14 protein-coding genes are annotated in these 20,119 nt (G+C 41.4%); 7 read left to right on the forward strand and 7 right to left on the reverse strand.

The genetic code is table 11. The features are described from left to right. Window positions 1–9: 9 nt before the first annotated feature. The 3 genes from CWB80_RS06765 (at window position 10) to mrcB (ending at window position 3,977) form a co-directional block, all read left to right on the forward strand. On the forward strand, window positions 10–1,239 hold the full coding sequence (locus tag CWB80_RS06765; protein ID WP_054554261.1) for an ammonium transporter AmtB: 1,230 nt from the start codon (window positions 10–12) through the stop codon (window positions 1,237–1,239). Window positions 1,240–1,399: 160 nt separating this feature from the next. Continuing rightward, window positions 1,400–1,561: a YqaE/Pmp3 family membrane protein gene (locus CWB80_RS06770; protein WP_082401591.1), complete on the forward strand. Its 162-nt coding sequence runs from the start codon at window positions 1,400–1,402 to the stop codon at window positions 1,559–1,561. Between the two features lie 91 nt (window positions 1,562–1,652). Beyond that, window positions 1,653–3,977 carry a penicillin-binding protein 1B gene (gene mrcB, locus CWB80_RS06775; protein WP_138601783.1) on the forward strand — a complete coding sequence of 775 codons (2,325 nt, stop codon included), beginning with the start codon at window positions 1,653–1,655 and terminating at the stop codon, window positions 3,975–3,977. Here the strand turns inward: mrcB and CWB80_RS06780 are convergent. The 6 genes from CWB80_RS06780 to CWB80_RS06805 form a co-directional block, all read right to left on the reverse strand. Continuing rightward, a complete protein-coding gene (locus CWB80_RS06780; protein ID WP_138601781.1) occupies window positions 3,961–5,799 on the reverse strand; it encodes a methyl-accepting chemotaxis protein in 1,839 nt (612 codons plus the stop codon). The two genes, mrcB and CWB80_RS06780, sit on opposite strands and share 17 nt — an antisense overlap. Window positions 5,800–5,917: 118 nt before the next feature. Then, window positions 5,918–7,198 (reverse strand): glutamate-1-semialdehyde 2,1-aminomutase, encoded by a 1,281-nt coding sequence (gene hemL / locus CWB80_RS06785; protein ID WP_138601779.1) that lies wholly within the window; start codon window positions 7,196–7,198, stop codon window positions 5,918–5,920. A 72-nt stretch (window positions 7,199–7,270) separates the two neighbouring features. After that, window positions 7,271–8,287 (reverse strand): aspartate carbamoyltransferase, encoded by a 1,017-nt coding sequence (locus tag CWB80_RS06790; protein WP_138601777.1) that lies wholly within the window; start codon window positions 8,285–8,287, stop codon window positions 7,271–7,273. Window positions 8,288–8,391: 104 nt separating this feature from the next. Further along, entirely contained in the window at window positions 8,392–8,826 is a 435-nt protein-coding gene (locus CWB80_RS06795) for a CopD family protein (RefSeq protein WP_054554266.1), read from the reverse strand. A 20-nt stretch (window positions 8,827–8,846) separates the two neighbouring features. Next, window positions 8,847–10,529, reverse strand: coding sequence for a chloride channel protein (locus tag CWB80_RS06800; RefSeq protein ID WP_138601775.1), 1,683 nt, complete (start codon window positions 10,527–10,529; stop codon window positions 8,847–8,849). 130 nt (window positions 10,530–10,659) lie between these two features. Beyond that, window positions 10,660–13,035 (reverse strand): diguanylate cyclase domain-containing protein, encoded by a 2,376-nt coding sequence (locus CWB80_RS06805; protein WP_138601773.1) that lies wholly within the window; start codon window positions 13,033–13,035, stop codon window positions 10,660–10,662. Window positions 13,036–13,214: 179 nt separating this feature from the next. Here CWB80_RS06805 and erpA point away from each other — a divergent pair, with 179 nt between their 5' ends. From erpA to CWB80_RS06825, 4 genes are all read left to right on the forward strand, one after another. Beyond that, window positions 13,215–13,553: an iron-sulfur cluster insertion protein ErpA gene (gene erpA, locus CWB80_RS06810; RefSeq protein ID WP_036966451.1), complete on the forward strand. Its 339-nt coding sequence runs from the start codon at window positions 13,215–13,217 to the stop codon at window positions 13,551–13,553. 100 nt (window positions 13,554–13,653) lie between these two features. Continuing rightward, on the forward strand, window positions 13,654–14,745 hold the full coding sequence (locus CWB80_RS06815; protein WP_249362537.1) for an efflux RND transporter periplasmic adaptor subunit: 1,092 nt from the start codon (window positions 13,654–13,656) through the stop codon (window positions 14,743–14,745). Between the two features lie 2 nt (window positions 14,746–14,747). Further along, window positions 14,748–17,822, forward strand: coding sequence for an efflux RND transporter permease subunit (locus tag CWB80_RS06820; protein ID WP_138601771.1), 3,075 nt, complete (start codon window positions 14,748–14,750; stop codon window positions 17,820–17,822). A 528-nt stretch (window positions 17,823–18,350) separates the two neighbouring features. Beyond that, on the forward strand, window positions 18,351–18,590 hold the full coding sequence (locus CWB80_RS06825; protein WP_054554271.1) for a helix-turn-helix domain-containing protein: 240 nt from the start codon (window positions 18,351–18,353) through the stop codon (window positions 18,588–18,590). A 108-nt stretch (window positions 18,591–18,698) separates the two neighbouring features. On the opposite strand, the gene CWB80_RS06830 is transcribed toward CWB80_RS06825, so the two are convergent. Continuing rightward, window positions 18,699–20,087: an AmpG family muropeptide MFS transporter gene (locus CWB80_RS06830; protein ID WP_138601769.1), complete on the reverse strand. Its 1,389-nt coding sequence runs from the start codon at window positions 20,085–20,087 to the stop codon at window positions 18,699–18,701. Window positions 20,088–20,119 lie beyond the last annotated feature (32 nt).

Here is a 20,119-nt window from a genome sequence, read left to right on the forward strand (position 1 = left end):
GGGGGAATTATGGAAAACACTATCGTAGAGTTGAAGTTCTCACTCGACACTTTTTACTTTTTGATGTCGGGTGTTTTAGTAATGTGGATGGCGGCTGGTTTCGCTATGCTTGAAGCAGGTTTAGTTCGTGCAAAAAATACTACAGAAATTCTAACTAAAAACGTTGCACTATTTTCTATTGCTTGCACTATGTTTTTATTAGTGGGTTACAACATCATGTATGTTGATAACGCAGAAGGTGGTTTCATCCCTTCATTTGGCGCATTAATCGGCACGCAAGCTGCTGATGCTGATCACTCTTTAGAGTCTGATTTCTTCTTCCAAGTTGTGTTTGTAGCAACAGCTATGTCAATCGTATCTGGCGCGGTTGCTGAGCGTATGAAGTTATGGGCATTCTTAATTTTTACTGTTATTTTAACCGGTTTCATCTACCCAATCGAAGGTTACTGGACTTGGGGCGCGGGCTTTTTATCAGAAATGGGCTTTGTTGACTTCGCTGGTTCTGCAATCGTTCACGGTGCAGGTGCTGCGGCAGCGCTAGCAGGTGTGCTTTTCTTAGGTGCGCGTAAAGGTAAATACGGTAAAAATGGTGAAATCTACCCAATTCCTGGTTCTAACTTACCGTTAGCAACATTGGGTACATTAATTCTTTGGATGGGTTGGTTCGGCTTCAACGGTGGTTCGCAACTACTTGTTTCTGATGCTGAAAACGCAACAGCAGTTGGCAAAATCTTTTTAAACACTAACGCAGCAGCAGCGTGTGGCGCAATCGCAGCACTATTTGTATGTAAAGTGTTATGGGGTAAAGCTGACTTAACAATGGTTCTAAATGGTGCATTAGCAGGTCTAGTAACTATTACTGCTGAGCCAGCATCACCAACACCATTACTTGCTTGTTTACTTGGTCTATTAGGTGGCTCACTGGTTGTATTTAGCATCGTTGCACTTGATAAAGCGAAAATCGACGACCCTGTAGGTGCTATCTCTGTACACGGTGTGTGTGGTGCATTAGGTATTATGCTAGTGCCACTTTCAAACTCTGATGCAACCTTTGTTAATCAATTAATTGGCTTAGTATGTATCTTAGGATTTGTATTCATCGCGTCATCAATCGTATGGGCAATCCTGAAAAATACCATGGGTATCCGTGTTACCGAAGAAGAAGAACTAAACGGTATGGATCAACATGACTGTGGTATTGATGCTTACCCTGAGTTTGTTTCAGTTCGCAGTAACTAATCTTAGTGCGTGCTATAGCACGCACATAAAAATATCATTGTGTGTTCAAATCGAAGCTCTACTTAGGTAGGGCTTTTTTGCGTTTAAATAAGTCTTTTCTGATAGGCGAAATAGTCGTTTTTTGACTATGCTTTTAATTCCGAATTAATAAGGAAAAACGATGGATAACAAACTCTTGCTTATAATTATTTCGCTGTTTTTACCGCCTGTAGCGGTATTTTTGAAAGCGGGTGCTGGTAAAGACTTAGTAATTAACATTATTTTATGTTTTATCTTTTTTATACCTGCAGTGATCCACTCTCTTTGGTTGTGTACACGCTAGTCGAGTTTAAGTGACTGTTAATTTTACAGGTGTTAATATTGCGCTGTTTAGGGCTTAATCCTGTAAAATTAACTGACCAATAGCGAACTCAATGGCTGATAAAAAAACTCCTGCAAAAAAGTCGTCTAGCAAACCGAAGGCGGCATCAAAAAAAACTACTACTAAGCGCTCACGCACATCTCAAGTGCCTGCTAAAACAAGTTTATTTAGAAAACTTTGGTCAATTTTTTGGAAGCTTTCACTCGCAGTAATAGTTGCCATGGTGCTGTATCTAATTTATTTAGATGCAAAAATCACTCGCCAATTTGAAGGCAATAAATGGCAGTTACCTGCACAAGTATATGCCCGCGCAATGAGCTTTTATCCCGGGCAGTATTTGTCTCAGCAAGAGGTTATTTGGGAGTTAAACCGTTTAAATTACTCATCTGTGAATAAACTAAGCCGTACAGGTCAGTATGTTAAATCAGCAAACAGTATTAAAGTGTACCGTCGCGAGTTTGAGTTTTATGATGGCCTTGAAGATGCACACGTTATTGAGCTGCGTTTTTCAGGGCAGAAATTAGCAACTATCAAAGATAAGTTTGGCCGCCGTTTAAACAATGCTCGATTAGAGCCGGTTCAAATAGCTCGCATTGGTAATGATTCAAAACAAGATCGCGAGTTTGTGCCGCTAGATAAATTTCCGCCGATGCTAAAAGATACCTTGCTGGTGGTTGAAGATCGCAATTTCTATCAACACCATGGCGTATCTGTGTGGTCAATTATGCGCGCTTTATACAGCAATATTAAAGCCGGACGTACAGTGCAAGGGGGCAGTACTTTAACCCAGCAATTAGCAAAGAATATATACCTTACCCGTGAGCGTTCACTGGTGCGTAAGTTTAATGAAGCGCTTATTGCCTTGATATTAGATTACCGCTACAGCAAAGATGAAATATTAGAAGCCTACCTGAATGAGGTGTATTTAGGTCAGTCTTATAATCAAGGCGTGCATGGTATGGGCCTTGCCGCTGAGTTTTATTTTTCAAAGCCTGTGGATGAGCTTGAATACGACCAAATCGCGCTATTAGTCGCTATGGTAAAAGGGCCATCGTACTATAATCCGCGCCGTTATAGTGAGCGCGCAATGGAGCGCCGTGATTTAGTGCTGCGCTTAATGGTTGAAAACAAGCTAATTGATACCCGTGAGTACCGCGCAGCATTAAAGCGCCCTATTGATATTGCACCAATGAAAGACAGCTTGCAAAAGTCGTATCCGGGGTACTTAGAATTAGTTAACCGAGAATTAAAGCGCCTACTACCTGATCAGCAGGTGTTAGATGCTGGGGTGCGTGTATTCACCTATTTTGACTTACAAAAGCAAACGGCCATGGAAGAGTCTGTTGAGGCAAGTCTACCTTATCTAGAAAGACGCCCTAAAACAGAAGAGCTTGAGGCAGCGATGATTTCTGTTAATGTCGAAAAAGGTGGAGTGTCGGCGCTAGTTGCAGGCCGTGACGTACGTTATTTTGGTTTTAACCGTGTGCTTGATACCAAACGTAATATTGGCTCATTAGTTAAGCCTGCAGTTTATTTATCGGCATTTGAAAGTGGTCAGTTTAATGTTGCCACATTGGTGGATGACTCACCGCTGCAAGTGACTAATGAGCAGGGGAAAGTGTGGCAACCAGAGAACTTTGATAAACAGTTTAGAGGGGCAATGCCACTCTACAAAGCATTTAGTAACAGTATAAACATTCCCGCCGTTAATACGGGCCTTGATGTTGGAGTTGATAAAGTAGCAGATACCCTGAAGCGTTTAGGTGTTGAAGGGCGTATTGATCAATATCCGTCGTTACTTTTAGGTGCACTTGAGCTTTCAAGTTTTGAAGTAGCGCAGCTTTATACAACGCTTGCTGCTGATGGTCAGTACCGTGAATTAACGTCTATCTCAGCCCTTACAGACTCAGTAGGTAAAGTGCTTTACAAGCATGATGTCAGCTCACAAAAACGCTTTGATGATGCATCAATTTACATGACGAAGTATGCAATGAAGCGCGTGACTAAAGATGGCACGGCTAAACGCCTAAATGCTCACTTCCCATCAATTCAGCTTGCAGGTAAAACAGGCACTAGTAATGATTTACGCGATAGCTGGTTTGCTGGTTTTGATCAAAACACCGTTACTGTTGCATGGATTGGTCGCGACGATAATAAGAGCATGGGTCTGACAGGCAGTGTTGGCGCACTAGAGGCCTACATTCGTTACCTTAAACCACTCAACCCTGAAGCTATAGCAGATACTCGTCCGGCTTCTATTCGTTGGGCATTCATTAATGAAGAAACCGGCCTGCAAGCGCCTCCGGGTTGCGGCAAAGTGGTGCAGCTACCTATACGTGCAAGCGAGTTTGAGCCGAGACCTAATTGTCAGCGCTAAACTTGGCCATTGAATCATTTAGCTCAACACAGAGTTGAGCTAAATTTTGTACGCTATTCATTGCCATAAGTGCACTTTTCTCTGTGTCTCTGGCAAGTTCACTGACATCTTCAGCGTGGTGTAAAGCGTTTTGAATTGCAGTGCCTTGCTGACTGACTTGAACTGCTATTTGCTTTCCTTGCATGCCAATATCAGACATTGATGCTGCGACAGCTAATAAATTATTTTTAGTGTGCTCTGCACTTTGTGAACCTTGTTCCATCTTCTCTACGCTTGCTTGCATTTTATCTTGTGTTAGCTTTGTTGCGGATTGAAGAGAATTAATAATTTGGTGGATCTCATGAGTTTGTTGTTGAGTGCGTTTTGCAAGGGTTCTTACTTCATCTGCAACAACCGCAAAGCCTCGGCCTTGTTCACCAGCTCTAGCTGCTTCTATCGCAGCATTCAAAGCTAGTAGGTTGGTTTGCTCGGCAATTTCATTTATACCATTACTCACGCTACTAATCGCTTGGCTGTCTTTAGCAAGTAACTCTAAGGCAGCAAGACCCTCGTTGAACTCTTGTTGTAAATGACTCATGTGCGTGGCTAAATGTGCGCTTTCATCAGCACCTTTTTGTACTTTTTTGGCTGCAGATGAAGCTAAATCAACGGCTTGAGAGGCAGACACCTCGACATGTTCGGCAGCTTGGCTCATTTCTGATAAAGCTTGGCTAATAGTTGACACACTTTGTTGCTGAACTTGTACATCTTGACTGGTTTTTTCAGAGTGACTCGTCACTGTATCTGTGGTTGATATTACACTGCTCGTAGTGTGCTTGACTTCATTTACCATCAAAGAAAATGATGCCAATACATGATTAAACTCTTTTCCTATTGAGGTTAACTCATCTTTACCTGTTAACTTTAAACGCGCAGAGATATTACCTTGCGCGGCACTGTTAGCGGTTTCTGAAAAAAGCTTCAGGGTATCAACTACTAAACGATAAAATCCAAGCATCAAGTAACTGGCTATTATTAAAGATAATAGAGCCGCAGCGATAACAAGGTACAAAATGAATTGTTCATTGTTTAGCTTATAACTAATGATACTCGTAAGGGCTGGCTCAGTGTCAGCAATGTACTCATCTATACTTTGGTTTAAATTCGCTTTAAGGCTCAAAAATTGTGCTTTGCTTAATTCTATCGTATCAGGCTCCAACAGCCTTTGGTTAACTTGTTGCGAGAACTGAGATATGTTTTCTAGTAATGTTTCAGCACTTGGAGATAGTTGCTCTTTTATTTTATGGTCTTGTTGGAAGGCGATGGATAACGCATCTTTAAATTGCCCAGATAACTGGGGCATCGCTTTAATTTGGTTTGATAAAGCAATAAAGCTTTCTGGCGTAAACTTACCTTGATTTAATACTTTTTCAGCACTTTGGTAGGTGCTATTAAGATGGTAAATCAAGTTAGGCAAATGGGTGACTAAAGTACGATTTAAGTAATTAATAGTGAGGTTTTGACTAACAGCTAATTGCGACTCAATTGATACTGTTTCAAGTATGTTTTCTTCACTCGATGCATTGTGAGCATAACCTAAAGTTTGGGCGGAATTCAGCATGGCTTGTTGCTTGTTATCGACAAGATACGATAACAGCAAGCGGTAACTATTGATGCCTTTGTATTGTTGTTTTGAAACTTGGATATTTTCATTTAACAGACTGATTAGAAAAAATAAGCTCAGACACAGAGGAAAAACTAATAAACTAAACAATAAAGTAATTTTATGTTTGTACTTAAGTTGTGCCATTAAATTAACAGCAGGTATTATGAGTCTATTCACAGCTTTCTCGCTAAACAATACTAGTATAAAAAGAATAGACCGAAAAATAAGATATTTTCATTCAAATAAAAAAAGCCCTCACACTTTCATGTGAGGGCTTTTTCAAAATAATAGCTTTTTACAGCTTCGCGAATGCGCGCTCTGCGGCTGCAATGGTGTCGTTGATCTCTTTTTCAGAGTGTTCAGCGCACACAAAACCTGCTTCAAACGCAGAAGGAGCGAGGTAAACACCTTCTTCTAGCATTAAGTGGAAGAACTTTTTGAAGCGTTCTAAATCACACTCAGTCGCTTGTTGGTAGCTAGTTACTTTTTCTTTATCAGTAAAGAAGAAGCCGTACATACCACCTGCGTAGTTTGTTGTAAGTGCAATACCTGCTTTTTTCGCAGCGGCTTCAAAGCCTTCACAAATTGCTTTGCTCTTTGCTTCAAGCTCGTCGTGCAGGCCGTCAGCACTTAAAAGTTCTAAAGATTTTAAACCGGCAGCCATGGCAATTGGGTTACCTGATAATGTGCCCGCTTGATAAACTGGGCCAACAGGTGCGATGTAATCCATGATTTCTTTCTTACCGCCAAATGCACCCACAGGCATACCGCCACCGATCACTTTACCTAAACAGGTTAGGTCTGGTTTGATGTTGTAGTAAGCTTGTGCGCCACCTAAAGCAACACGGAAACCTGTCATTACTTCATCAAAAATAAGCACAGATTTGTATTCATCACACACCTCACGCAGACCTTCTAAGAAGCCTGGTACAGGTGGAATACAGTTCATGTTGCCAGCAACTGGCTCAACGATGATACAAGCGATGTCGTCAGCATATTTTGCGAAAATTGCTTTTACTTCATCAAGGTTATTAAACGACACAGTTAATGTGTGCTTAGCAAAGTCTTCAGGAATACCTGGTGAGTTTGGTACACCCATAGTCAGTGCGCCTGAGCCTGCTTTTACTAGTAGTGAGTCTGCATGACCGTGGTAACAGCCTTCAAACTTTAAGATTTTGTCACGGCCAGTGAAACCACGTGCTAAGCGAATCGCACTCATTGTAGCTTCAGTACCTGAGCTTACCATACGTACTTTTTCGATTGATGGTACTAGCTCTTTTACTTTTTCGGCCATTAAGATTTCAGTTTCGGTTGGCGCACCATAGCTTAGGCCATTTTCAACGGCTTCTAATACCGCTTGCTTAATAGCTGGGTGGTTATGACCCATGATCATTGGTCCCCATGAACCAACGTAATCGATATAACGGTTACCATCAGCATCAAAGGTAAAAGGGCCTTCAGCTTTAGTGATGAATAAAGGAGTACCGCCAACGCCATTGAAGGCACGAACTGGTGAGTTAACACCGCCTGGGATTGATTCTTGCGCGCGATTAAAAAGATCTTGGCTAATTGTCATGAATAGTCCTATTGGGTTGTCACGTTAAATGAGTTGGTTTGCGAGGGCTCAAAGAGCCCAAAACGAAGCAAGTTAGCTATTACGTTTACGGCTAAACCAAGGCACGTCGACTTCATATTGCTCAACTTTGTCGGCAACATCTAAGGTTAGAGCAAACAACGCCATGCGAATTAACACGCCATTTTGCACTTGGCGGAAAATTGCTAGGTTGTCGTTGCTATTTAAATCGTTATCTAGCTCGTTTGCCTCTAAACGGCTGTCACGAGGGAGCGGGTGCATCAATACTGAGTTTGGCTTACAGTGTGCGTTGTAAATTGCTTGGCTGATACGGAAACCACCACGGTATTTGTTAGCTTCTTCTTGTGAAGGGAAGCGTTCTTCTTGGATACGGGTTTGATACACAATATCGGCCGCCAAGTTGCCTTCCATCTTATCGACTACTTGAATTTTATGACCTGCGTTATCTACAGCATCTAAAATGTATTCTGGCATTTGTAAGCCATCAGGTGCCACCATAGAGAACTTAACGTCTTTATAATGACAAAGTAATTTAGATAAAGAGTGCACAGTACGGCCATATTTTAAATCACCTACTAGGGCAATGTGCATACCGTCGATGCTTTGGTTGAAGCGACCTAGTTCACGCTCAATTGTTAGTAAGTCCAGTAGGGCTTGTGTTGGGTGCTCATTTGGGCCGTCACCGCCATTAATCACTGGCACGTCACACCCAGTGGCAAACTCAGCAACAGATCCTGCGTCAGGGTGGCGCATTGCGACTGCATCTGCATACGCTGAGATAACGCGAGCGGTATCATACAAAGATTCACCTTTTGCAAGCGCCGAGCTTTGCATACCTGTTGTTTCACGAACCAAACCACCTAGTAAGTTAAATGCTGTACCAAAACTTACGCGAGTACGCGTGCTTGGTTCAAAGAACAAGTTCGCTAAAATTGCGCCCTCTAAAACATTGGTGCGCTTTTGCTTTTTAGCATAAGGCTCCATTTTCTTAGCAACTGCAAAAATACGTTCAATACAATCTCGATCAAGCTGATTGACCGACAGGATATTTTCACCTTGGAAACTTAGCATGGGGTTTGTTCCTAATCATATTTATAGGGCGCTGGCACTCGGTATGGGAGGCCGCATAAATTTGCGCAGTACTATAGCAAATTTTTAACGTTCACAGCAGCAAATTATAAGTTAGGTTTAATAATTGCCAGTGCCACTATAGCTAAAAGGATGAGTACCGGAACTTCATTAAAAATACGGTAAAAGCGATCGCTACGAGTATTGCGATCATGCTTAAAGTCAGCCAGTAATTTAAAGCAATAGCCATGATAAATATAAAGGATAATTACTAACACCAGTTTGTAGTGCAGCCACATGCTGTATCTAAACCAATCACGACCATATTCAAAAATGGTCAGTAAGCCAAATACCAATGTTAAAACGGCAAACGGCGTCACAAAAAACAGTAAGCGGCGTTCCATTACTTTCAGCATTGAGTTACAGGCTTTTTCTTCACTCATTGCGTGGTAAACAAAAAGACGTGGCAGGTAAAAAATACCGGCAAACCAAGCAATCATAAAAAATACGTGGAAGGTTTTATAAACTAATAGCGCAGTCATTTAAGCATCCATTTTAATTGTTATAACAAACTATTGCGTATGGTAAGAATATGTCTGATTTGGTCCCAACGCAAAAGGCCCATAATCTGTTGGTTATCAAGTAGGTTGTAAATATACACCGCACCGCTGCGTTTATCTTTTAGTAAGTCAAAAGCATCGGCTAATGTTGCTTGGCTACTAAGGCCGGCAAGGCTGACATATTTGATGTTACTTTCTTGGTCAGACATCAAACTTAAATCATATTCAGCAAGACGATAGCCATTCTCTTCATCATGAACAATCAGCGGGGTTTGGCTATCAAGGGCATCGAGCGATTCTTTAATTTGTTGTTTGTCGTCACTGTAAAGCAGTTTGAACTGCTCATCCATTTCATCCATCACGCCTACTTTTTGTAATGCTTCTGTGGCAGGCGATATTTGATACTCAAGCCCTTGGAAGTCAAGTTGCTGCATAAAAATAGAGCGGTTACCAAAAAACTGTAATGCTGTGACATAAGCCGTTGAGATCACCAACATGGCTGGCACAATAATCTCGGGGCTTGAGGTTAACTCCATAACCGTAGTGAGTGCAGCAAGTGGTGCGTGTAATGTAGCGGCCAATAACCCAGCCATGCCAAGCATGCTGTAGGTACCCGTGATATCTACTCCTGGGCTAATAAACTGCGCAAAGAAGGCCATTAAGGTGCCCATTAATACCCCAAGCCCAATAACAGGGCCGATGATCCCACCCGGAATACCCAAACCAATGGCAAATAAGGTGGCGAGTAATTTGGCAATCAAGATGGTTGTTAAAAACTGCACATCATCTGGTGATTCAATAGCAATAGTGATGGCGCTCATACCTGAACCCATTGCATGAGGAACCATATAAGCAATTAACCCTGCAATTAACCCTGCCAGTAATAGGCGAGGAAACATGCTAAGCGGTTTAAAAGTGCGGATTATAAGCATCAAGTTTTGATTAAACGCATAGGCAACAGCCCCTAGTGCCATACCAAAAATGATTAAAAATGGGTAATGCCAGCCACTCAATGGGTTCATGGTGATAAGCGCAAGCTCTGAAGCATCACCAAATACAAACTGAGTGGCTAAAGCACCAGTAACCGCAGCGAGCATAATGGGCACAAAAATATGCACTTTATATTCCCTAAGCACCACCTCCATAACAAAGATAACGGCTGCAAGTGGGGTGTTAAATGAGGCTGCAATTCCGGCTGCAACGCCACAACCGGTGAGGGTACGCATTGCATTGTGTGGAAGGTGTAGTTTATCGGCCAGTAAACTGGCACCTGTTGCACCCATATGCACTGACGGGCCTTCTCGGCCCACCGAAAAACCACTGATCAAGGCTAAAGCACCACCAACAAATTGGTTAACCGTGTTATAGAGTGGCATATGACCGTAGTATTTTTTTATTCGATGAATGACAAATGGAATACCAAGTCGATAATGTTTAAATCCAGTTGAAGCTGCAAAAAGAGCAATTAATAAGGCTGCGCCGACTGGTAATAAAACACGTTCAAGAGTAGGAAGCGTAGAAAAGTCATCAGGCTTTTCTAAGAATAAGCTCTGGAAAAACATGATCGTAAGGCGAAAGAATATGATCAGCACTGCCGCAATTAACCCTGCACTCACACCAAGTAAGCACAATTGCACAGATGTTTTAGGCTTTGCTAGTCGACGTCTTAGTCTCTCAAGCCACACGCATATTTCCTCACAGCACTTTTGAGCCGCAGTTTACCAAATCAAACTCACTAAGTCGTTGGCATTTTATATTTTTATCTTCTTTTTGGGAAAATCGAGCTGATTATAATATTTAATGACTGAGCCAAGGTTATGGTTGCATACTTATCACTGTCATAGGAGAGTTATGTTTTTGCTTGTACATGCGCTCATCAGCTTTATTTAATAAGTCGTCAAGTGATTTTGCATCATCAGGATATAAAGCATAACCAACACTTGCGCCTACACTTAAATAACCCACCTCAGATGCAATTGGCGTTGATATTGAGTTAATAAAACGTGTTAGAGCTCGCTCAATCTGATTTTGATTTTCTATATCAGTAATGACTATGACAAATTCATCACCCCCAATGCGTGCAACACAATCTGTTTTTCGGGCTGTTTCAAGTAACCGTTTAGCAATTTCAACAAGCACGAAATCACCAACTAAATGACCATGGGTGTCATTGATGGGCTTAAATTTGTCAAGGTCAAAGTATAAACAACCAACCTTACCACCTGTGCGTTCAACACGGTCAAACTCATGATTAATAAACTTACTTAAAGCGCTTCTATTTGCAAGACCGGTAAGATGATCTGTTTGTGCCAACATTCGTATCTGTTGTTCAGCCAAAACCCGCTTGGTAATATCAAAATTGACGCCGATCATCCGTTTTCCGTAGATTCTTCCGTCGGCATTGATGTAGCGAGTTCTGCCAGAAGATAAAACGATACGAAACTCAGCATGAAATTCTTCATTGTTTAGTATCGAAAGCTTGAGCTTATTTGTAACGTCCTCATAATCATCTGGGTGTAAGGTGCTCGCCCATGTTGAGTAATTGCCTTTAAAAGATGTTTTTGGAATTTCGAACAAGGTATGCATCCAGTCATCCCAGATTAATTCATTGGTTTCAAAGTTCCACTCCCAAATTCCAATGTGTGCTGCATCTGCAGCCATTGACATCCGTTGGTGTAAGTTCTCAAGATCTGTTTTTGCTTGTTTTAATTCAGTAACATCTTCAGATACATCCAGTAAGTAGCGAGCTTTTCCTTGAGCGTCTCTAATTGCGAGCTTTCTGGTTCGAAGATAATGCGTTCGACCATTTATGGTCATAGGCTTCTCAGTTACAAAAAGTGTTTCGTTACTTTTTAGTACATCCCTATCTGTTTGAATAAAATTCACGGCGTCCTCATCGCTAAAAATATCAAAGTCATTTAAGCCAATGAGTTGCTCTTTAGTTTTACCTAAAAGTTGCTCACCTGCTTTATTGACATGGCTAAATGTTAGATGCTCGGCCTCTTTTACGAACAGCATAATAGGTAAGTTATCGAAAATTGTTTGTGTAAACGCTTCTTGGTTTTGAATGTCGCTTAGGTCTTTAATAGTTGCAACGTAAGAGCCCGCTTCTTTTTTGCCAATGGAGCTAATTGTGAGAGTGATAGGAAAGTAGCATTTATCTTTACGTAACCCCTTTAATAGGCGGCTCTTATTTGTACTCACGTTTTCTTTTTTTTGCTGTGGGTCGCAGAATATCTCATCTAACTGCGATGATTGTTTTGGGATTAAAGTGTGGATATGTTTACCGATTAGGTGGGTTGGTTCATAGCCAAAAACAGGAAGAACTGCTGGGTTAGCGAATTCAATTACTCCTACATTATTAAAGCTAATAACGACATCTTGAACTGTATTCAGCACGGCTTCAAGTTTGGCTGATAGTAAACTTCGTGCTCTAAGTTCGACAATTCCTAATACAAACAGACTTAGGGCTAATAAGACGGATATAATTAATTTTGCAAGCGCAGCGTTATCATGGCCAGATGTATAAATGGTATAATCAGTCTCAAATACAGTCATTGAAATCATACCAATGTAGTGCATGCTTGAAATAGCACTCCCCATAATGACTGCAACGAGAATGTTTATACGTGTTTGGTTTACCTCACGCTCATTTCTAAAATCATTAATCCATAGTGCAATGCCAGAAAGAACAATTGCGACTAAAATCGATAATGAAAATAACCAAGGTTCATAGGCCATGTGGGCTGGCATCATCATTGCCATCATGCCAATAAAGTGCATACAACCAATACCAGCCCCCATAAGTACACTTCGAAAAACTAGCCCTTTGCCACGCCCAATAGTGGGGGAAAGAACAATATAACTTGCAAAAACGCTTGGCAAAATAGAGATCAAAGTGACCGTGATGTTGTATTCAACAGCGATAGGAAGTTTATAGGCGAGCATACCTACAAAATGCATACCCCAGATACCAATACCTAAAAAGCACGATGCTAACAAAGTCCATACAAGGCTTTCATTTCTTAATTGAGAGCTTTTAATTTTTGCTGATAGTAAAAATGAAATGTAAGAAGCAAAGACCGCAGTAAGTACGGATAAGCAAACGAGTAAACTATCGTACTGCGCAGGGATTGTTTGCGAGCTAGTTAAGCTTGGACTAATGAAATGCAGCTTTAAATGATCTATCACTGTGATGGTCCCTCATCGCATAACTTTTATATGGGTAAAAAGTACTACAATTAAATGTTAGTTCAATGCGAATATGTTAGCCAATCCTATACTAAAATATTTTCAATGGGAGGCGATACTTGATTAAAATACTCGGGTATTAGATAATTGCGACCATTATAGGTTTTGAGGGTTTTGGTATGTCAGATGAGTTGCCAATCAAGTTCAGCGATGCAGCAGCTGTTCGCGTTAAACAGTTAATCGAGGAAGAAGAAAATCCTGATCTAAAGCTACGTGTATACGTTACAGGTGGTGGTTGCTCAGGTTTCCAATATGGTTTTACTTTTGATGAAAAAGCTAACCCTGGCGATTTAGAAATTGTTAAAAATGGTGTAACGCTAGTTGTTGACCCTATGAGTATTCAATACCTAGTTGATGGTACCGTTGATTACACAGAAGGCCTTGAAGGGGCTCGCTTTTTTGTGAATAACCCGAACGCAACTACAACCTGTGGTTGCGGAGCCAGCTTCAGCGTTTAATTATTTATGAAAGCCACTTGATGTGGCTTTTTTATTGCTTAAACTTCTCATAATATCCTGCCTCTGCTAAATTTTACGCATTATTAGAAGGAATTTTGCGTTGCCAAATATAACTACAACAATAGAAAAGAAACCCTATATTTTAGCTATCGCCATTGTTTTGGTGATTATATTGTGGATGCTATCCGGCGATAGCAAAGCAGATCAAAACGCGCAGCAAAGTAAAGAACAAGCCCAAGAGCGCTTGCCTAAAGTGCAGGTGATGTCATTAGTTGCTAAGAAAATAAATAAAAACCTGACCTTTTACGGTAAATCAGAGCCTGACAAAATCGCAAATATTAGCGCTAGGCAAGCAGGACAAGTACTCGAAATCTTGGTTGAAGAAGGTCAGTTTGTAAAACAAGAACAGGTTATTTTACGCCTCGATAAATCTGATTTAGCCGCCCAAATTACATCAGCAGAAGCCTTAGTGGCACAGTATCAAACTGAATACGAAGGCGCCCTTAAGCTAAATCAGCAAGGTTTACAGAACAAAGTATTAACCATGCAAGCGCAAGCTATGTTGCAACAGGCTAAAGCAACCTTAGTTAGCCTTGAATTAAAACTAGAGCGCACTGAAGTACGCGCTGCTTTTGATGGCGTTATTAACAAACGTTTAGTCGAAATTGGTGATTATGTTGGCATAGGCGACCCTATTTTACAGCTCGCTGATTTAGACCCGTTAATTGTTAGAGCCGATGCGACTCAAAAAGAAGTGCAAGGCTTAGAAGTCGGGCAAGCTACTTTTGCTCATGTTTTAAATGACAAAACCTATCCTGGTCGTATTCGTTATATTGCATCTGTTGCTGATGACAGCACCAATACATTTCGCATCGAAGCGGCGTTTGAAAACCCAGGAATGAAATACAAAGCAGGTTTTTCGACTCAGCTAAATATTGAGTTGCCAACTGAGCCTGCAATGTTATTAAGCCCGGCTTTTATGGCCCTTGATGAGCAAGGTAATATCGGCGTAAAAGTCGTGAATGACGATAATATTGTTGAGTTTAAATCGGTGAATCTGGCTAAAAGTACCGAGCAGGGGGTTTGGCTTTGGGGTTTAGGCGAACAAGCAAATGTCATTACCCTTGGTCAAGGTTTTGTGCGTGCCGGTGATAAAGTTGAGCCAGTGTTTACTGGAACTACGAGCAACTAAGTATGAAAAACTTAATCGAAGCGTCGTTGACTCACACGCGTACAGTTTTATCTATTTTCATCTTGTTGCTGATCTCGGGCTGGGTGACATATCAAACCATCCCTAAAGAAGCGAATCCTGATGTCACCATTCCTTTTATTTATGTGTCGATTATTCATGACGGTATTTCCCCTGAAGATGCTGAGCGGCTATTAGTTAGGCCAATGGAGATTGAGCTCCGCTCGATTGAAGGCGTAAAAGAAATGTCAGCGGTGGCAAGTGAAGGGCATGCCTCTGTGACCCTTGAATTTATCGCGGGTATGGATCCCAAAGAAGCCTTAGCTGATGTACGAGATAAAGTCAGCTTAGCTAAGGCGAAACTGCCTTCTGAATCAGAAGAACCAGAAGTTCATGAAATCTTGATGGAAGACGAGCAACCGACTATTACATTAACTTTGTCCGGTGATGCGCCAGAACGAGGTTTGTTAACACTTGCTCGTAATCTTAAAGATGAACTAGAAAGCATTTCTAGCGTATTAGAAGTTGATGTAGGTGGTGATCGCGAGGACATGGTCGAAATTGAGGTCGATCCACTGGCGATGATTTCTTATGGCTTAGAACCGAGTGACATCATTCAACTGCTATCAAATAACAACCGCTTAGTTGCTGCCGGTACACTTGATACTGGTAAAGGACGCTTTGCTGTAAAAATCCCGTCGGTATTTGAGACGATTCAGGATGTCATGGAGCAACCCGTGAAAGTCGTTGGCGATAGGGTGGTACGTTTTATGGACGTAGCAAAAATTCGTCGAGCGTATAAAGACCCAACCTCAATCGCACGTATTAATGGCCGCCATGCGGTTTCGCTGGAAGTAAAAAAACGTGCAGGTGAAAATATTATTGATACGGTCGAACAAGTGAAGCAAGTGGTCAATGAGGCCAAGAAAATATGGCCTGATCATATACGCGTTGATTACACCGGCGACATGTCAAAAGACGTAAAGATGATGCTCTCTGATCTGCAAAATAATGTGCTGTCTGCCGTATTATTGGTGGTTATCGTTATTGTGGCAGTACTTGGTGCGCGCACGGCATTTTTAGTGGGTATTGCCATTCCCGGTTCATTCTTAACGGGGATTTTAGTGATCTCTGTGTTTGGTTTAACGGTGAATATCGTAGTGCTCTTTGCGCTCATCATGGCTGTCGGTATGCTGGTGGATGGCGCAATTGTTGTTAGTGAGTTTGCAGACAGAGCAATGAGTGAAGGCAAACAGCGCAAGGTTGCATATAAACTGGCTGCAGAACGAATGGCATGGCCAATTATCGCCTCTACGGCAACAACATTAGCGGCCTTTGCCCCGCTGATATTTTGGCCGGGAATGATGGGCGAGTTTATGAAATACTTGCCGATTACACTTATTGCTACCTTGTCTGCATCATTACTTATGGCACTGGTGTTTGTACCAACTATTGGTGGACTAATAGGTAAATCAAGGCCGCTTTCTGAGCAGCAAAAACATGATTTAGAGTTAGCAGAGTCTGGCGATTTAACACAAATTAAAGGGATGCTAGGGCGTTATATTCGAGTGCTTGATTATGCAACAGAGCGTCCTTGGTGGAGCCTTGCTGCTGCAATCGTGTTTTCTATTATGGTGTTTTTTGCCTTTGCTATTTCTAAGCTTGGCGTTGAGTTCTTTCCTGATGTTGAGCCAAATGGCGTCAATATCAAAGTACGTTCTTACAGTGACTTATCCATCTTTGAAAAAGACGTGATCATGAAAGATATTGAGTCGCGCATCCTAAAAGTGGAAGGTATAAAAACTCTGTATGCCCGTACTGGTGGTAAAGATCAAGTAGGCACGTTTAGAATGAATCTAAAAGATTGGGATGAGCGTCCGCCCGCAGAAGATATTATCAGCCAAGTTAACGAAATCACGGCAAGTTATGCCGGTGTAGAAATTGAACTTCGTAAAGATGAAAACGGCCCGGGTGGTGGTAAAGCGTTAAGCATTGAGCTGAGCTCTCGGTTTGTTGATGTGCTTAACAGTGAAGCTAAACGAGTAAGGCAAGCTATCGAGAATGATGGCGCGTTTCGAAATGTTGATGACAGTGCTTCAAAACCAGGCATTGAGTGGCAACTTAAATTGAATCGTTCGGATGCCGCTCGTTTTGGTGCCGACGCCAGTATGTTAGGGGCAAATGTTCAGCTTATTACCAATGGCTTGAAATTAGGGGAATACCGTCCAGATGATGTGGATGACGAGATTGATATTCGCGTACGTTTCCCCCATGACAAACGTGATTTAGGACGTCTTGAAACGCTTCGTGTAAAAACCATGCACGGGCAAGTGCCAATTAGTCACTTTGTTGAGCGTCAAGCAGCGCCTAAAGTCGATACTATCCGTCGTGTAGATTCTCAACGCGTTGTTACCGTTAATGCTGACATGAAGCCGGGTGAACAACTTGCCAAGGCATTGCCGCGCTTACAAGCGCAATTAGAAGAGCAAGGATTAGACCCTCGCGTGAAAATTAAAGTGCGTGGTGAAACTGAAGATCAAGATGAATCAGAAGCCTTTCTTGAGCAGGCTTTTGTGGTTGCCCTATTTGTGATGGGTATCATTTTGGTGACGCAATTTAATAGCTTTTATCAAGCATTTTTGATTTTAAGTGCTGTGCTATTTTCAACTGTGGGTGTGTTCTTAGGTTTAATCGTATTACAGCAACCGTTTGGTATTGTGATGTCAGGTATTGGGGTTATTTCGCTTGCAGGTATTGTGGTTAATAACAATATAGTATTGATTGATACCTATAATGTTTTACGAAGCCAAGGTCTGGCTGCCAAAGATGCGATTTTGCGAACCGGTGCACAGCGTTTGCGTCCGGTATTGCTAACGACTGTTACCACCATTTTGGGATTGATGCCAATGGTACTCCAAGTGAATATTGATTTATTTAACCGTCACATTGATTTTGGTGCGCCATCTACTCAGTGGTGGGTGCAATTGGCAACAGCCGTTGCGGGTGGTTTAACATTTGCCACGGTGTTGACACTTGTGCTTACACCGTGTTTGTTAATGCTGCGAGATCGCCGTAGATAGTAATAGGTAAATTCGTTACCGATTAATTAAAAATGAGTGACCCTAGTGTTGGGTCACTTTAATCATCAGTAAAAAGAAGCCTAAAACTAACGCTGATGCGACCAAAATGTATACAAAGCCATTTTTACCTTGCTTAATTGGTACTCGATTGTGTTTAAAAAATAGGTACCATGCTACACACAGTACAATTGGCAACAAAAATAATATACGAAACATTTCTTAGCCTTTTTCAGTATTTACGTACACTTTAAGCATAAATATGCAGAATTTAAAGCGATACTTTCATCTTGTTTGACTTCCAATTGATCAATTTTTTGGTACAGTTAACCAGTTAACTATAGAGCACATGCTTTAATTTTAGCTACACTAAGACATGTATACTAATAAGGTCCATACCTAAAAGGTGGACATTTGTATAATTAATAATTCAAAGTGAAAATTATTAGTATATAATGTATCCAAGAGTGAGACGGGCAAATTTCACTCTTAAGTTTATTAATTTAAATCATCTAGTAGGAGATGTATTTTATGATGGGTAAAACAGTTTCTTCTGAAGAAAACTCGAAATTAACGAAATGGCTTAAAACTAAACGCCACGAGAAAGGTCACACAATGCGTAGCCTTGCGCAGGTTTTAGGTACGCCGCATTCTTTTATCGGTAAAATTGAAAACCAAGAACGTCGACTAGATGTTATTGAGTTCATACGTTATTGCGATGCTTTAGAAGTTGACCCGTACGAAGGTCTTAATTTGCTAAAAGACGCATAATTTTTTAGTGCTTTGTGGTGAAATGACACTACTAAAGTAATACAAATAGTGCAGGGAGGCGCTATTAAAATTTCACCATTTATCTCTCCTCTAAAATTACTTTCGTATCTAACTTGTTAAATCCCTTTGATGATAGTTGTTTTCTAGTGCATAAAGCTTATGCCTAATTAAAAATAAGAAAATTAATGAAGGTAAAACCATAAGTGCTGTCACTACAAAGAACATCGCCCAATTTCCTCCTAACCAGTCATCAATGACCACGCCGCTATAACTTGAAAGTAAAGTTCTACCTAAATTACCTAATGAAGCAAGTAGCGCATAGTGAGTGGCACTAAATGCTCGGTCGCAAAGCATAGATATAAACGCCACCATGGCAACCAGAGACCAAGCCTGTGTAAAACCATCAATAATGATTGCAAACGCGTAAAGGCTCAATTTAGGGCCTGCTATAGCAATCCAAGCGAAGGCGAGATTTGAGGCTGCCATCGCAATACCACTAATAAATAAGCCTTTAACAATGCCATATCGTTGGTTAAACAAACTACCTAGAAAGGTGAAAGCGATAGTAAGTACTGCCGTACCTACTTTTGAGAAGGTAGCAATATCGCTATTCGAGAAGCCCACTTCTTTATAAAACACGATAGACATTCGCCCTAAGAAGGCCTCGCCGATTTTAAATAAGAAAATAAAAGCTAATAAAGCCAATGCTGTTTTTACCCCGTTACGGGCGAAGAAGGTTCTAAAAGGATCAAAAACGGTTACAGCAAGCCATGCAATAACTTTAGCAAAGCGAGTTTGCGTACTACCAGCCAGCTTTTGTTGATAGGTTTGCTCAAGCTCTGCTTGAACTGCATCGCGATTTGATTCTGGTTCTTTCGCCCAAAATACGCTGCTCATTAATAGCAGCATCACGACAGATAGGAAAAAGTAAACTTGTGGCCAATCAATTGAAGGAATGTCGGCCATATAAAACGGTAGGGCGCCTAATAGAGCATAGCCGCTCCACCAACCTGAGGTTGCCATTGCTGCCGCTGCGGTGGCTTTATGGCTTTCGTTTTCGGCTAAAGTGTCGATACGAAATGCATCAATAGCAATGTCTTGAGTTGCAGATGCTATTGCAATCACTAAACACAGTGCGGCAGCAAACCAAAGGTTGGCTTTGATATCGAGCCCTGCAAGCGAAAAGGTACCAATAAAAATGACTGACTGGCAGAGTAAAATCCAGCTACGGCGCTGGCCTAGCCAGTTAAATAAAAAGGGTAACTTTACACGGTCAACGAGCGGTGACCATAAAAAGTTAATGCTATATGCACCAAACACGATGCCAAACAACCCAATCATGCTGCGGCTTAGGCCTTCATCTTTTAGCCAGGCCGACATGACAGAGCCAATCAATACCCACGGAAAGCCGCTGCTAATACCAAAAATAAATATATTAATTAAACGTTTATCTTTGAAGTATGAGAAATACTCTGAAAAAGAAAGGGTTTTTGTCATAGTGTTGCCAGTTTAAGGGGCGTGCGCCCCTA

Source organism: Pseudoalteromonas sp. S1650, assembly GCF_005887195.1.
Lineage (GTDB): Bacteria > Pseudomonadota > Gammaproteobacteria > Enterobacterales > Alteromonadaceae > Pseudoalteromonas > Pseudoalteromonas simplex.

What these genes read in the sequence shown, in the direction of transcription:
- hemL (WP_138601779.1), bottom strand. Translation starts at nt 7,198, where the DNA reads ATGACAATTAGCCAAGATCTTTTTAATCGCGCGCAAGAATCAATCCCA.
- CWB80_RS06795 (WP_054554266.1), bottom strand. Translation starts at nt 8,826, where the DNA reads ATGACTGCGCTATTAGTTTATAAAACCTTCCACGTATTTTTTATGATT.
- CWB80_RS06770 (WP_082401591.1), top strand. Translation starts at nt 1,400, where the DNA reads ATGGATAACAAACTCTTGCTTATAATTATTTCGCTGTTTTTACCGCCT.
- CWB80_RS06820 (WP_138601771.1), top strand. Translation starts at nt 14,748, where the DNA reads ATGAAAAACTTAATCGAAGCGTCGTTGACTCACACGCGTACAGTTTTA.
- CWB80_RS06790 (WP_138601777.1), bottom strand. Translation starts at nt 8,287, where the DNA reads ATGCTAAGTTTCCAAGGTGAAAATATCCTGTCGGTCAATCAGCTTGAT.
- CWB80_RS06825 (WP_054554271.1), top strand. Translation starts at nt 18,351, where the DNA reads ATGATGGGTAAAACAGTTTCTTCTGAAGAAAACTCGAAATTAACGAAA.
- CWB80_RS06765 (WP_054554261.1), top strand. Translation starts at nt 10, where the DNA reads ATGGAAAACACTATCGTAGAGTTGAAGTTCTCACTCGACACTTTTTAC.
- mrcB (WP_138601783.1), top strand. Translation starts at nt 1,653, where the DNA reads ATGGCTGATAAAAAAACTCCTGCAAAAAAGTCGTCTAGCAAACCGAAG.
- erpA (WP_036966451.1), top strand. Translation starts at nt 13,215, where the DNA reads ATGTCAGATGAGTTGCCAATCAAGTTCAGCGATGCAGCAGCTGTTCGC.
- CWB80_RS06830 (WP_138601769.1), bottom strand. Translation starts at nt 20,087, where the DNA reads ATGACAAAAACCCTTTCTTTTTCAGAGTATTTCTCATACTTCAAAGAT.